Source organism: Actinokineospora terrae (assembly GCF_900111175.1).
GTDB classification, from domain to species: domain Bacteria; phylum Actinomycetota; class Actinomycetes; order Mycobacteriales; family Pseudonocardiaceae; genus Actinokineospora; species Actinokineospora terrae.
This window is the reverse complement of the sequence record NZ_FOGI01000001.1, coordinates 613536-626733: the sequence shown is the minus strand read 5'-3', so window position 1 is coordinate 626733 and position 13198 is coordinate 613536. Positions and strand designations below refer to the sequence as shown.

Below are 13198 nucleotides of genomic sequence, written 5' to 3'. Positions count from 1 at the left end.
CGGGGGCGCGGCGGTCGTCCTATTCTCGGCCCATGCACGAGGTCGACCACGGGCCGCTGGGGTTGTTCCTGGCGCGAACCGCGAAGGAGGTCGGCCGGGCCATGGACGAGGCGATGTCGGCCGTGGGCGGCAGCGTGCCGGTGTGGCAGGTGCTGCTGACGGTGAAGACCAAGGACATCGGCACGCAACGGGAGTTGGCTTCGGCCGTGGGCATCCAGTGCGCGACGCTCACCCACCACCTCAACACCATGGAAGACGACGGCCTACTCACCCGGCGGCGGGCACCGGGCAATCGGCGGACGCACGAGGTGGTGCTGACCCAGCGCGGGGAGGACTTGTTCGCCCGGCTGCGCGAGGTGGTCACCGGCTTCGAGGGACGACTCGGGGATGGATTGAGCGCCGGGGAGACGGCCGTGTTGGTGCGACTGCTCGACCGGTTGCGGGCCAACGTCTCCACGGTGACCGTGTCCAGTGTGGATCTCGCCACGGTGACTGCTGCGGACACACCGAGCGCGGACGACTCAGGTTCGGGCGTCTTGGCCGCGGATGCCCAGGGTGCGGACGTCTCCAGCGCGGGTGCCTCCGGTGCGAACGCGCAGGCGCAGGCATCTGCGACGAGGGTGTCTCATCGGACTTGAGCACCTCGAGCACAGGTGGCTCAGGTACGAATGCCCCGGGCGCGGGCGGCTCTGGTGCGGGCGTCCTCAGCGTGACTGTCTAGGGTGCCAGCGTCTCGTGTGCGGGGCTTCTCGGCTGCGAATACCGTGGGCGTGGGCGCCTCGCAGTGAGCGACTCCGACGCGGGCGTCCCCACCGTGAACATGCCGGTGTTGGCGTCTCGAGTCCGGGCGACTTGGCTGCGCATGCCGCGGACGTGAACGACCGCGGTCCGAGCGTCTCAAACCTGAGTGTCCCGGGCGCCGGCGTATCGAGTGCAGGCGACTCGGCGGTAACCGCCTCGGGTGTGAGCGGCTCCGGCGCGGACGTCTCGGCTACGAATGCCACGGGCATGGGCGTCGCAGGTGCCGGTGTCTCGGCTGTGCGTGCCACGGGCGTCGGCATCACGGGCGTGCACGTCTCCCCCGCGACTGTATCCGCTGTGGACGTTTCCCTGCGGACTGAGGCGTTTTGTCCGATGTGGTCGGTCTGCCGCACTTGCCCGGACGCTGTTGGTGTTGCCTGGTCGGCGGGTGTGCGTGGTGCCACCCTGCGCGGGACACCGCGCACACCCGCCCGCCAGGTGGCCGCTAGCGTTCGGCGAGGTACCTCGCCGCTGTCGCGCGCAGCCGGTCGTGCACGCCGTCGAACGCCGGGACGCCGACGACGTCCTTGGCGATCTTGGCGAGCATCGTGTAGTTCGTGTCGACGACGTTGCCCGCCGGGGCGAGGCCGGTCTGGCTGACCAGCTGGTACGCGTCGAGGGCGTCGAGTCCCAGCAGTTGGCCGGTCCAGCCGACCAGGTCGTGCTGGCTGATCCGGAACGCGTCCTCCAGCGGGCGCGCGGTGCCGGTGGACATCAGGTACCGGTCGTCCTCCAGCCTGGGCCACGGGCAGGGCGCGCCCTTGACCAGGTCGACGACGACCACAGTGGACATCGCCGCTTCCACTGCGGTCCCGCAGACCTCACCCTCGCCCTGGCGGCAGTGGCCGTCGCCGAGGGAGATCAGCGCGCCGTCGACGTTGACGCCGAAGTACGCCGTGGTGCCCGCGCGCATCTCGGGGGTGTCCATGTTGCCGCCGTGCGCGCCCGGGGTGATGCTCATGATCACCTCGTGCGCCGCGGGGGCGACGCCGACGGTGCCGTGCATGGGGTCCAGCGGCAGGTCGATGCTGAAGTCGCTGCCGCGGGCGTGGAAGCAGCAGGTCCAGCGGTCGACGTCGACCTCGTAGCGCCAGACCAGTTCCGGCAGCGGGTCGTGCAGCATCGCGGTGGTGTGGGTGGCGGTCAGCGCGCCGAAGTGCGGGAACGTGGTGGACACCGCCCAGTCGCGGCGGGGCCGGATGTCGACGAAGTGCACCGCGACGGTGTCGCCGGGTTCGGCGCCCTCGACCGCGATCGGGCCGGTCACCGGGTTGAGGTACGGGAACTCGCACACCCGGCTGGGCAGGTCGTCCACGCCGCGCACGGCACCGCCGAAACAGTCCTCAGTGGAGAGTTCGACGACCGTTCCGGGTGGGACGGTCAGCGCGGGTTCCCTCGGTCCGAAGGAGTACGCGGGCTCGGATTCCAGGCGTTCGACCCTCACTTGTCGTCCCCCTCGATGCCCGCGAGCGCCGGTCGTCGCCCGGTGGCGAGCAGTCCGACGAGGATGACCGCGCCGATGCCGAGCCAGACGAACCCGAGCGCCTGCGCGGCGACCTTGGCGTTGATCACCACGTAGGCCAGGATGGCGAACCCGATGGCCGGGGCGATGAGGTGCTTCCACCAGTCGCGGCTGCGGGCGCGGACCACGTAGTGCACGACGACCGACACGTGCAGCACCAGGAACGCGGTCATGGCGCCGAAGTTGACCAGCGAGCTCAGCAGCGTGATGCCGTCGTCGCGGGTCTGCATGTAGAGGCCGAGCGCCAGCGAGACACCGGCCACCAGCAGGGTCGCGTTGACCGGGACCTTGCGGGTCGGGTGGACCTTGGCCAGGAACCCGGGCAGCTGCCGGTCGCGGGCCATGGCGTAGAGCAGGCGGGAGGTGGCGGCTTGCGCGACCAGGGAGTTCGCGAATCCCCAGGACACGGCGGTCGCGGCGGCGGTCAGGACGGCGAGCCAGCCGCCACCGGCCACCCTCGCGGCGTCGTAGAAGGAGGTTCCCGCGGCGTCACCGTTGGCGATCAACCCGGCCGGGTCGGGCACGAGCAGCGCGGCGACCCAGGTCTGGACGATGAACAGCACCCCGGTGACCAGCAGCGCGGCGATCATCGACCGGCCGATCGCCCTGGCCGAGTCGCGGTTCTCCTCGGCGAGGGTGGAGATGCCGTCGAAGCCGAGGAAGCTGAGCACCGCGATGGAGACCGCGCCGAACACCAGCGTCCAGGAGAAGTTCCCGCTGTCGAACAACGGGGCGAAGCTGAAGCCGCGGCCCTTGCCCTGGGTCAGCGCGACCACCCCGATGACGATGAAGATCGCCAGGATGGCCAGCTGCGCGACCAGCATGACCCGGTTGACCCTGGCGGTCATCTCGATGCCGAGGAAGTTGACCGCGGTGTTGAGCACCACGAACGCGACCAGCCACAGCCAGACCGGGATGGCGGGCAGCAGGGAGTTCATCGCGATGCCCGCGATCAAGTACAGCAGGCTGGGCACGAGCACGTAGTCGAGCAGGATCATCCAGCCGGACAGGAACCCGACCGGGGAGGCGATCCCGCGCCCGGCGTAGGTGTAGACCGACCCCGCCATCGGGAACGCCTTGGCCATCTGGGCGTAGGAGTTCGCGGTGAACAGCATGGCGAGCATGCCGATCGCGTACGCCAGCGCGATCATGCCCCCGGACCCGGCGAACACACTGCCGAAGATCCCGAACGGCGCGATCGGCACCATGAAGATCAGCCCGTAGACCAACAGGTCCCGGAACCCCAACGTCCGCCGCAACTCCTGGGTGTAGCCGTACCGGCCGAGCCCACCGTCCTCGCCCATCCGCTCCTCCAACCCCACCACCCCCCGACCACCCGGCCGCGGTGGGCGAAGCGTAGAGCCATTACTTCCATTTGAAAATAGTTCGCCCGAGTCTGCTCTCTCCTCCGCGACGATTCCGCCCGAAACCAGGGTGATACCCGCTGGCCGGCCACGCCCGGCCAGACCTCCCGAGCCGACGACGCCAGCCCCCCCAGGACCACCGACCGACTCCCACTCCCACGAGCCGTCCCCCGCTCGCCGCCGTTCAGCCACGCCCCTCGCCGCCTGCATGCCGCCCTCTCACTCGCCCGCGCGCGCAGTCCACGCAGGGCCCTCGCTCACTTACGTGCCGCCGTCTGGCCACGCCCCTCGTCCACCACGCGCGTTCGCTTACCCGCCACCCCGCGCGTTCCCGGGCCTCACCTGTCCACAACCCTCGAACCATCCACAACCTCGGCCGGAGCCCTATTGACAGCACGCCGACCGCGATAGGTTCAGAGATGGGCCCCCGGCCCCCGGGAGGGTGGGCCCCGGCGCGGGGAGTTGATCTTGGTTGGCGGCGGGTGCGGGGGGCGTCGGGGGTGGGCGCGGGGCGAAATCACTCGTTCGAGGGTGGTGGCCTGGGCGTGCTGGTTGACGGCGGGTGGGGTGCCGGTGGCGCATGGAGGGCTGGCGACGGCCTGGAGTTGGGTGCGCGGCTGGTTGGGGTGCGGACGCAGGCGAAGCGCCGATGGTGAGCGCCGGGTGCCGGCGCTACTGGCACCCGGCGCCGGGCGCGGTCACCAAGCACGACTTCGGCTGCGAGAAGGCTCTGAGCTGCACCGGCGGATCGACTCCGGTGGTGTGGAGGGCCGAGTGACGACCTGGAGCAGGGGGCGCGGCGGGTAGGTGCTGGTGCCGCGAGGTGGCGGCTCGGCGTGGGGGCGGGCGACGAGTGGGGTGCCGATGGCGGGCGAAGGTGCCGATGGCGATCCCGGCTTGATCGGCACGAGGCGCCTGACGCGCGTCCCCGCGACCGGTGAAGCCCCGACCCGACCCCCTCGGCGGCCCGGGAGCGCGGTGGGGTGCGGTGCCGGTGGTGGCGCGAGGTGGCGGCCTAGCGCACAGTCCCACAGCCGGGCAGCGGGCAGCGGGCAGCGGGCAGCGGGCAGCGGGCAGCGGGCAGCGGGCAGCGGAGGATGGTCGGCCATCCGGGTGAGCGGGGCCACATCGCCACTCGGTCGGTGTAGGGGGCGGTGGGTGGGGGTATCTGAATCGGGGAACGGACCGACCGAAAACCAGAGGGGAACTTCCCATGTGGATCGCGCTCGCCATGCCGTTCGTCCTGATGCTCGGCGCAGTCGGCATGCAGCGGCTCGAACCGCCCGTGCTGGCCCCGGCTACCACTGACGACCCGTTGCAGCGCACCGACATCTGAGTGCGCACCGTCCCCTGTGGATAAACCAGGGGACGAGTTTCTCCCCAAATCCCCGATCTACAGGCGTAGGTCCCGCAAGAGTGCCGACAGCGCCGTGACCGTGTCCTCGCTGAGGCGGTCGACCAGGCTCTTCTCGTGAGCTGTCGCGAGGGCTTCGAGGCGGTCGAGTTTGGTGCGGCCGAGTTCGGAGATGTGGACCGAGACGCGGCGGCGGTCTTCGGGGGACTGGGTGCGGTACAGGTACGCGGAGTCGACCAGGGCGTCGACGAGGCGGGTCAGGGTGGGGTGGGGGATCTCGACGGTGACCGCGAGTTCGCCCATGGAGCGGCCGTCCGGGGCGGCGGCGAGGGCGCGCAGCACCCGCCACTGGTCGACGGTGGTCGACTCCTCCTCCAGGACGGCGCCCAGGTCGCGGGCGAGCGCGCGTTGCGCCCTGGTCAGCAGATCGACCAGGTCGGGCACCTGCGTGCCGCGCTGACCAGCCATGACGCGCCCTTCGCCGTAAGACCTCCCGGCGAGCATACTGTCCGGTCATGGACTCCACCTCGGTCGTGCGCGCGGTCGTGCGGGACCGGGTGGAGGTCGCGCTCACCGGACCGGACCCGGCGGCGCTGCGGCTGGGCCTGCTGCTACCGCTGTCCGGGGCGCTCGGGCTGACCGGGCCGTCCGGGTTGATGGCCTCGGCGCTCGCGGCCACCGAGCTGAACACGGCGGGCGGTGTCGTCGGCCGTCAGGTGCAGTTGGTGCTGGTCGACGCGGGTCAGGCGCCGGAGGTGGTGGCGGCGGACGCGATCTCGCTGGCCGGGTTGGTCGACGCGTTCGTCGGGTTCCACACCAGTGACGTGCACCGGGCGCTGGAGGTCGCGCTGGGTGGACGGGTGCCGTACATCTTCACTCCCCCGCACGAGGGAGGTCACCGGCGGGCCGGGGTCGTGCTGCTCGGGGACAGCCCGACGCAGCAGTTGGCGCCTGCCGTGCGGTGGTTGGTCGCGCGGCGCGGGGCTCGGCGGTGGGCGCTGGTGGGGAGCGACTACATCTGGCCGCGGGCGGTGCACCGGGCGGCGGGCGGGATCGTGCGCGCGTTGGGGGCGGAGGTCGTGGCGGAGCGGCTGGTGCCGTTCCCCGGTAGTGGGATCGACGCGGAAGCCATCGTGGCCGGGTTGGCGCGGGTGCGGGTCGACGCGATCTTGCTCAGCCTCGTCGGGCGCGACCTGGCCCAGTTCAACCGGGTTTTCGCCGGGTCGCCGCTCGCCTCGCGGGTGGTCCGGCTCTCCGGCTCCCTTGAGGAGAACGGCCTGCTCGCGGCGGGCGGCGACGACACCGGCGAGCTGTACGCCGCGATGCGCTCCTTCGCGGGCCAGGGCGACGACCGCCGCATGTCCCTCACCGAACGCCACCGCGCCCTCTTCGGCGGCACCGCCCCCGTCCTCGACGCCTACGCCGAAGCCTGCTACGACGGCGTCCACCTGGCCGCCGCCCTGTCCGCGATCTCCGCGCTGACCCCCGACCGAGCCCAACAGGCCACACTGTCCTTGCTGACCTCAGGCGACCGCGGCCCCTGGTCAGCGGCCCCCCTCGGGCCGCCCCGCGCGGGCGGATTCCTGGCCCGAGCCACCGGCCTGGACCTGACGGTCATCACCCCGCTGTCCGGCTGACCCCTTTGTCCCGCTTGCGCCACTGACGGGTAGCTGGCCAATCGCCTCCCGGCTCCCTCGCGACGCCGCTGACCTGTGGCTTCTCGGCGCGGCACGGCTTCCCCCGGGGCTACTTTGGGACGCTGGAGTTCACCCGGTTCAGGGACAGAAGTTATCCACATGTGGATCTTGGGCGGGGTGGTTTCACGATCGCGTGTCGGGGGGTACCGATAGACTGGCACAGGGACGCCCCCCGGAGTGGGTGGGGGCTGGGCAGGGTCGGGACCGCGCGCGCGAGAGCCTGCTAGAGGTGGGGGCGGCGGTAAGAGGGGAAGCTGCGGTAGGCGGCGCGGGTGGCGGTAGGCGGTGGGGGTTGCAGTAGGCGGTGGGGTGCGCTGGACGGACTGGTCCATGTCGAACCCGGCGTGGGCCGCAGGCCGTGGGGGCTGGACAGAGTGAGGGGCCCACGGGCTAGCGCGAGGACGCCACGAGGGCGGGCGTGAGGCCGGTGTGCGGACACGCCACGAGGTTGGTGTGAAGACAGGCGCGATGGCTGGCACGGGGATGCTGCGAGGGCGGACGTGTGGGCCGATGCGGGATGCAGCGAGTGCAGGCGCATGTAGGCGGTGCGAGGGCGGGCGTGAAGACGGGTGTGAGGGCCGGCGCGGGGACGCTGCGGGGATAGAGGTGAAGGCAGGCGCGAGGGCGGGCGTGGAGGCCGGTGTGAGGACACGCCGCGAGGGCGGGTGGGACGACGGCGCGAGGGCCGGTGTGAGGACGTCACGAGGGCGGGTGGGACGACAGGCGTGACGGCTTGGCGCGGGGGCGTCCGCGAGGGTGAGTGTGCAGACGGGCGCGAGGGCCGGTGTGAGGGCGCCGCGAGGGGTGTGAAGACAGGCTTGACGGCCGGTGCGAGGACGGCGGGGATGCAGTGAGCCGCCCTGACGGAGCCAAGGGGCAGCACGAGCCACCCTCAGAGGGGAGCGGGGGGCACCGCGAGCCGCTCTGGTGGGAGAGCGAAGGGGCCAGCACGAGCCATCCTTGCGGGAGCGCGGGGCACCGCGAGCCGCTCTGGTGGGGCGAGAGGACTCGAGCGCGCCGCAGTGGGGTGGTGCCGGGGAGGTCAGGGGGTGGTTAGGCCGGTGTGGTGTTCGAGGGTGGTGAGGCGGGTGAGGATGGGGGTTAGTTCGGTGCGGAGGGCGGCCGTTAACGCTGTTGTGGGGTCTGGGGTTGTGGCGCGGAGGTGGGTGTAGCCCGCGAGGGCGGCCAAGACCGCGGCGCGGGTGGGTTTGGGGGTGATGCCGTGGGTGTGGAGGGTTTGGGCGGCAAGGGTGGTGGGGTCGGCGAGAATGCCGAGGAGTAGGTGTTCGCAGCCGACGTAGTTGTGGCCGTGGGTCAGCGACTCGGTGACGGCCATTTCCAGGGCGGTGGCGGCGGTGGGGCCGAAGCGGTCCGCCGGGGTGTCGCCTGTGGACAGTGCGGGGCTGAGGGCGGCCGGGTCGGCGCCCGCGAGGCGGAGGATGTGGAGGGCGAGGTTGGCGCCCTCGGTGAGGATGCCGTGCAGGAGGTGCTCGGCGCCGACCTCGGGGACGCCGTCGGCGCGGGCGCGGGCGATGGCCAGGCGGATGGCGGTCTTGGCGCGGTCGGTGAACTGGGTGAGGGCGTCGAGGTCGTCGAGGGTGGCGGACCGGATGGCGGTGACCCGGCGGACCGACAGTTCCAGCGCGCGTTGGCAGATCGCCGAGAGCGGCAGGCCGGACTCGCGGACGGCATCGGCCAGGTCGTCCGGCAGGTACACATTCACCTTGGGCATACCCCCATATATAACCCCACTACGGGTTAGCGTCAAGGCGCGCATTCCCACCGGCAGTTCGCCACACGATCGGGTGGCAGGAAAGGGCGATTTCCCCGGTCATCCGTAGGGTGGGTCCGCACCGCGTGGGAATGCCGCGGCAATGCCGCAGGCACGCGTGGGAAATCCAGCCGAGGAGCCGCCGTGATCGCGACCGCAGTACTGTCCGCCGTTCTGCTGGCCGCGCTCCCCGCCCCCGCCGAGGGGCAGCCGCGGTTGAGCATCTCGGTGGACAACACCGCGGCGGCGATCACCGGGGAGCGGCTCACCTACACCGTCGTCCTGCGCAACCTGGGCACCGCCGCGGTCGACGGCCTCGCGCTCACCCAGAGCGTGCCGTCCGGGCTGCGCTTCGACACCGCCGAGCCGATCGGCACCGCGGACGCGGCCGCCGTCGAGTGGTCGGTCGACCTCGCCGCCGGGGGCGAGGCGGTGTTCCGCTCGACCATGACCGTGGTCGGCGACGAGCGGGCCAGGGTCGCCACCATCGCCTGCGCGCGCACCGTGCAGGACGGGCCGCCGCTGGTCTGCGCGTCGCACTCGGCGCGGGTGGTCGCCGCAGCGGCCGACTCGTGGGTGACCCGCAACCGCTGGTACGTCGCCGCCGGGCTGCTGGCCGCGGCCGGGGTCGCGCTGTTCGCCCGCAGGCGGCAGTCCGCGCGCGAGGAAAACGACTGACCGTACGGTGTCTCCGTCCGTTTCCTACTGTCCGGAATAGACCGGTCGGCGGCCGCAGTCGCCAATGTCACACCCGGACTTCCGGTGCGCGACAAAGAGAACGTCGAGCCAACCGTGGGTAACCGGTCCGCGAGCTCCCGGACCCGGCTAGAGCAGTGTCAAGACCGCTGCCTGCACATTCGGTGAACACCACCGGCCAGTTCGTACTTTGATGACCGAAATGTCGGGTGGCCATTCTCCACGAACGGCCCAACGCCTTCCGCCAGGCGGGATCGGCAGCCTCGGTCGGCAACCGGAAAATCCAGTAACGGCAACCGGTTCACCGCGACTCCGTAGGTGTTGTCGTGATCATCGGGGGATGGCCGAGGGGGAAAGACATGGATGTCGTTGTGCCCGCGCACAACGAGGAGTTCGGCATCATCGCGTGCCTCGACAGACTCGCCGAGTCGGTCGAGGTGAACCGCGTCGTCGTGGTCGCGAACGGATGTGCCGACCGGACCGCCGAACTCGCGCGCGCCCATCCCAGCGCGCCGTTGGTGGTCGAGGTCCCCGAACCCGGAAAAGCGGCCGCGTTGAATGCGGGCGACGCGCTGTGTGTCGATTTCCCGCGAGCGTACCTGGACGCCGATATAGAACTGCGGGGCGCTGACCTGGACGCACTCGCCGCGGCCACCAGGGAGCCGGGCGTCGCGGCGGCGATGCCCGCGGCGCGGCTCGACCTGACCGGGGCGTCGTGGGCGGTGCGCCGGTACTACGCGGTGTGGCAGCGGCTGCCGTCGGTGCACCGAGCGGCCTCCGGGCGGGGCGTCTACGTGCTGACCCGCGACGCGCACGAGCGGCTGTTCCCGCTGCCGCCGGAGCTCATCAGCGACGACGGGCACGTGTCGAGCACGGTGCCGGACCGGGCGGTCGTGTCGAGCGCGGTGGTCACGGTGACCGCGCCGAGGGACCTGCGCAGCCTGGTCCGCAGGCGCCAGCGGGTGCACCGCGGCAACGCGCACATCCAGCAGAGCAGCGCGGCGGGCTCCGGCCTGGCGACGATGGTCACGCTGGTGCGCACCCGCCAGGCCTACCTGGTCGACGTCGCGGTGTTCGTCGCTGTGACGCTGCTCGCCCGGGTGCTGGTCAGCACCCGGGGCGGACAGGTCGGCTGGGGCACCGACCAATCGAGCAGAACAGCGGTCAGGACCTGAGTCACTCTCTCCCGCCACCCGCCCCCTCGTCCCCACCCGGCATCGTTCCCGACCTGGCACCGTCTCTCACCGGCGGGATCAACCCACAAAGAGTCCATTGAAGAATAAGGGCGCGCGGGCACCGACAAGGGTCCGCGTGCCCTTTACCATCGAATGGGATGCACCCGATCGGCGCTGACCGGCGTCGGAGTGTGCTGCTAGCTTGGGTTTCGGAAGGACTCTGGGGCAGATCAACCTACCGAAACCCGCGCGCCACCGGCATTTCACGCGTTGAATGCCGGTCGCTTCCGCGCGGGGCGATATCGCGCACGACAAGCAGCAGCTCACACTCGGGAGGACAGCTGTGTCTCCGAAAGGCAGGCTCGCCGCGCTCGTGGTCGGCATCGGTCTCGCGGCCGGGATCGGCATCGCCGCGCCCGCGCTCGCCGCGCCGAACACACCCCTGGCCGCACCGGCCGGGGTGACCTCGACGACCTACACCTACGGTTTCGAAGGCGGCGACTGGGAAGGCTGGTCACCGGAGGACGGTGGCAACACCAGGGGGTGGTGGATCGACCACACCACCGCGCGGGCGCACGGCGGCAGCCAGTCGCTGAACTACCAGCTCGACGGCACCTGGGACAACGGGACCATCTGGATCGAGAAGGCGTTCACCACCACCGCGAGCACCGCGCTGCCGGTGACGGTGACGTACTGGGGCTGGTCGCCCGCCTCCGGTGGCCCCGGCTCCGGCTACTGGCTGACCACGGCGTCCATCAAGGGCACCGACCACACCCTCGGCGCCACCGCGTCGAACCCGCCCTGGGACAACCTGGGCACCTGGGACATCACGCCGGAGCAGTACTACGGCGGCTGGCACCAGTACACGAAGTCCGCCACCGTCAACACCGTCGCCTCCGGCAACACGGTGTACGTGGCCATCGCGCTGCACGCGAACTTCGAGACCACAAGGGACTACCTGCACTTCGACGACGTGTCCGTCACCATCGGCTGAGTGGGGGAAACGATGCTGTCCAAGAAGCTCACCGCGATCGCGGCCGCTGTCGTCACCGCGGGCACCGCGCTGTTCGCCGGGGACGCGGCCGCCGCGGCCGCCGGAACCGCCAGTCCCCCAAGGGCCGCGGCGGTCACCTACACCTACGACTTCGACAACCTCGACGACATCGTCCAGCACGACGACGGCGACACGTCCGGCTACTGGGTGGACAAGAACGGCACCGTGGTGCGCAGCGGGTCCACCGCGGCCCGGTTCCGGATCCGCTCGTTCAACTCCGCGGGCAAGCCGTGGATCCAGTGGTACTACCTGAACCCGCAGCAGTCGTCGGCGCTGCCGGTCGAGATCAGCTTCTACGTGCGCTCGTCCTCCGGCGGTTCCGCCAACGCGTGGAACGCCGCGGCCTACGCGGGGACCGTCAACCCGCACAGCGACTCCGGCTCGCCCAGCGCGGGCTGGCAGTACCAGAGCATCACGCACACCGCGAACACGTGGGCGAAGTACACCTTCACCACGACGGTGAACACGCTCTCGCAGTCCGAGCTCAACGTGGCCGTCGGCATCGCGGCGGCCTGGCCCGCGACCCGCACGTACTACGTCGACGACGTGGTCGTGAAGGTCGGCTAGTCCCAGTACCGCGGGTGGCCCAGTCCGAACCCGGGCTGGGCCACCCGCTTTACAGGCAACCGCGCGGCTGCCTATGCTGGATGGGCAACCACCGGGTTGCCTGTCTGAGGAGCGGCCGTGGACCCCAGCGACCAGGTCTTCCGGGCGCTGGCCGACCCCAGCCGCCGCGACCTGCTCGACCGGCTCAACGAGCACGACGGGTTGAGCCTGCGCGAGCTGTGCGCGGGCCTGGCGATGAGCAGGCAGGCGGTGAGCAAGCACCTGGCCGTGCTCGAGGCGGCGAACCTGGTCAGCACCGCGTGGCGGGGCCGGGAGAAGCTGCACCACCTCAACGCCGAGCCGGTCAACGCCATCGCCGACCGCTGGATCAGGCAGTACGACCGGGGGCGGGTGCGCGCGCTCGCCGACCTGAAACGAGCACTGGAGCACCCGATGAGCACCCCCGAGGGGCCGACCGAGTTCGTCTACACCTCCTACATCGACACGACGCCGGAACGGCTCTGGCAGGCGCTGACCGAACCCGCGTTCACCAGCAGGTACTGGGGCGTGGAGCTGACCAGCGAGTGGGTGACCGGGGCGCCGATGACGTGGAAGGAGAACGGGGTCACCATCACCGACCCCGAGCAGGTCGTGCTGCTCGCCGACCCGCCGCGGCGGCTGTCCTACACCTGGCACACGCTCAGCGACGAGTGGCGCGACTCGCACGGGTTCGACCCGGCCGAGATCGCGGTGCTGGCCGCGCAGCGCCGGTCCAAGGTCACCTTCGACATCGAGCCGCTGCAGGGGCGGGTGCGGCTGACGGTCACCCACGACGGGTTCGAGCCGGGCAGCGAGCTCGTGGCGGGGGTCAGCCACGGGTGGCCGGAGATCGTCTCCAGCCTCAAGACCCTCTTGGAGACGGGAGACCCGCTCCCGCCCATCGCGCGGTAGCCTGCGCACCCCGAGCACTCCCCCGGGGCAACCGAGACGCTCGGTTCGGACTGGTTTTCTGACAACACGTCACGAAAGGCGCCCGGAACGTGTGGCTTGGACCACTCGATCCGGCGTTCCGTGATCCACTCAAGCATGTTCACCCGTTTTAGCTACTAAAGTGCCTCAAGTAGGCCTTTTTGCCACACAGCGTGTAGTTCGCCCGTCTTCTCGGCCATCGGCCCGGCGGAAGGCGGGGACGCGGTGGCCCTCGATGACACGCAGCGT

Annotated in this window: 12 protein-coding genes; 8 read left to right on the top strand and 4 right to left on the bottom strand. The window is 70.9% G+C overall.

Annotated features, from left to right (window positions below; translation table 11 throughout):
- Positions 1-32: 32 nt before the first annotated feature.
- A complete protein-coding gene (locus BMY07_RS36125) occupies positions 33-638 on the top strand; it encodes a MarR family winged helix-turn-helix transcriptional regulator (protein WP_092774728.1) in 606 nt (201 codons plus the stop codon).
- 608 nt (positions 639-1246) lie between these two features.
- Here the strand turns inward: BMY07_RS36125 and BMY07_RS02480 are convergent.
- Together BMY07_RS02480 and BMY07_RS02475 are read right to left on the bottom strand one after the other, a co-directional pair.
- On the bottom strand, positions 1247-2245 hold the full coding sequence (locus BMY07_RS02480; RefSeq protein WP_092774727.1) for an acetamidase/formamidase family protein: 999 nt from the start codon (positions 2243-2245) through the stop codon (positions 1247-1249).
- On the bottom strand, positions 2242-3627 hold the full coding sequence (locus BMY07_RS02475) for an APC family permease (RefSeq protein ID WP_092774726.1): 1386 nt from the start codon (positions 3625-3627) through the stop codon (positions 2242-2244). Before BMY07_RS02475 ends, BMY07_RS02480 begins: the two co-directional genes overlap by 4 nt.
- Positions 3628-4900: 1273 nt before the next feature.
- Between BMY07_RS02475 and BMY07_RS35815 the strand changes: the two genes are divergently transcribed.
- Positions 4901-5023: a hypothetical protein gene (locus tag BMY07_RS35815; protein ID WP_281245023.1), complete on the top strand. Its 123-nt coding sequence runs from the start codon at positions 4901-4903 to the stop codon at positions 5021-5023.
- 57 nt (positions 5024-5080) lie between these two features.
- Here the strand turns inward: BMY07_RS35815 and BMY07_RS02470 are convergent, their stop codons facing one another.
- Positions 5081-5509 (bottom strand): MarR family winged helix-turn-helix transcriptional regulator, encoded by a 429-nt coding sequence (locus BMY07_RS02470; protein WP_092774725.1) that lies wholly within the window; start codon positions 5507-5509, stop codon positions 5081-5083.
- Between the two features lie 47 nt (positions 5510-5556).
- Between BMY07_RS02470 and BMY07_RS02465 the strand changes: the two genes are divergently transcribed.
- Positions 5557-6678 carry an ABC transporter substrate-binding protein gene (locus tag BMY07_RS02465; RefSeq protein WP_092774724.1) on the top strand — a complete coding sequence of 374 codons (1122 nt, stop codon included), beginning with the start codon at positions 5557-5559 and terminating at the stop codon, positions 6676-6678.
- Positions 6679-7780: 1102 nt separating this feature from the next.
- Here the strand turns inward: BMY07_RS02465 and BMY07_RS02460 are convergent.
- Positions 7781-8470 carry a Clp protease N-terminal domain-containing protein gene (locus BMY07_RS02460; protein ID WP_092774723.1) on the bottom strand — a complete coding sequence of 230 codons (690 nt, stop codon included), beginning with the start codon at positions 8468-8470 and terminating at the stop codon, positions 7781-7783.
- Between the two features lie 183 nt (positions 8471-8653).
- Between BMY07_RS02460 and BMY07_RS02455 the strand changes: the two genes are divergently transcribed.
- The 5 genes from BMY07_RS02455 to BMY07_RS02435 all read left to right on the top strand — a co-directional run bounded on the left by BMY07_RS02455 (position 8654) and on the right by BMY07_RS02435 (position 12931).
- Complete coding sequence (locus BMY07_RS02455; protein ID WP_092774722.1) at positions 8654-9187, top strand: DUF11 domain-containing protein; 534 nt, start codon at positions 8654-8656, stop codon at positions 9185-9187.
- 377 nt (positions 9188-9564) lie between these two features.
- Positions 9565-10380, top strand: a complete 816-nt coding sequence (locus BMY07_RS02450) for a glycosyltransferase family 2 protein (RefSeq protein ID WP_092774721.1) — start codon at positions 9565-9567, stop codon at positions 10378-10380.
- Positions 10381-10723: 343 nt separating this feature from the next.
- Positions 10724-11374 (top strand): hypothetical protein, encoded by a 651-nt coding sequence (locus BMY07_RS02445; RefSeq protein ID WP_092774720.1) that lies wholly within the window; start codon positions 10724-10726, stop codon positions 11372-11374.
- Entirely contained in the window at positions 11375-12001 is a 627-nt protein-coding gene (locus tag BMY07_RS02440; protein ID WP_143073311.1) for a hypothetical protein, read from the top strand.
- A 117-nt stretch (positions 12002-12118) separates the two neighbouring features.
- Entirely contained in the window at positions 12119-12931 is an 813-nt protein-coding gene (locus BMY07_RS02435) for an ArsR/SmtB family transcription factor (protein ID WP_092774718.1), read from the top strand.
- Positions 12932-13198 lie beyond the last annotated feature (267 nt).

Excerpts from the sequence above, each read along its gene's own strand:
- BMY07_RS36125 (WP_092774728.1), top strand. The coding sequence starts at position 33 with ATGCACGAGGTCGACCACGGGCCGCTGGGGTTGTTCCTGGCGCGAACC.
- BMY07_RS02475 (WP_092774726.1), bottom strand. The coding sequence starts at position 3,627 with ATGGGCGAGGACGGTGGGCTCGGCCGGTACGGCTACACCCAGGAGTTG.
- BMY07_RS35815 (WP_281245023.1), top strand. The coding sequence starts at position 4,901 with ATGTGGATCGCGCTCGCCATGCCGTTCGTCCTGATGCTCGGCGCAGTC.
- BMY07_RS02470 (WP_092774725.1), bottom strand. The coding sequence starts at position 5,509 with ATGGCTGGTCAGCGCGGCACGCAGGTGCCCGACCTGGTCGATCTGCTG.
- BMY07_RS02465 (WP_092774724.1), top strand. The coding sequence starts at position 5,557 with ATGGACTCCACCTCGGTCGTGCGCGCGGTCGTGCGGGACCGGGTGGAG.
- BMY07_RS02460 (WP_092774723.1), bottom strand. The coding sequence starts at position 8,470 with ATGCCCAAGGTGAATGTGTACCTGCCGGACGACCTGGCCGATGCCGTC.
- BMY07_RS02450 (WP_092774721.1), top strand. The coding sequence starts at position 9,565 with ATGGATGTCGTTGTGCCCGCGCACAACGAGGAGTTCGGCATCATCGCG.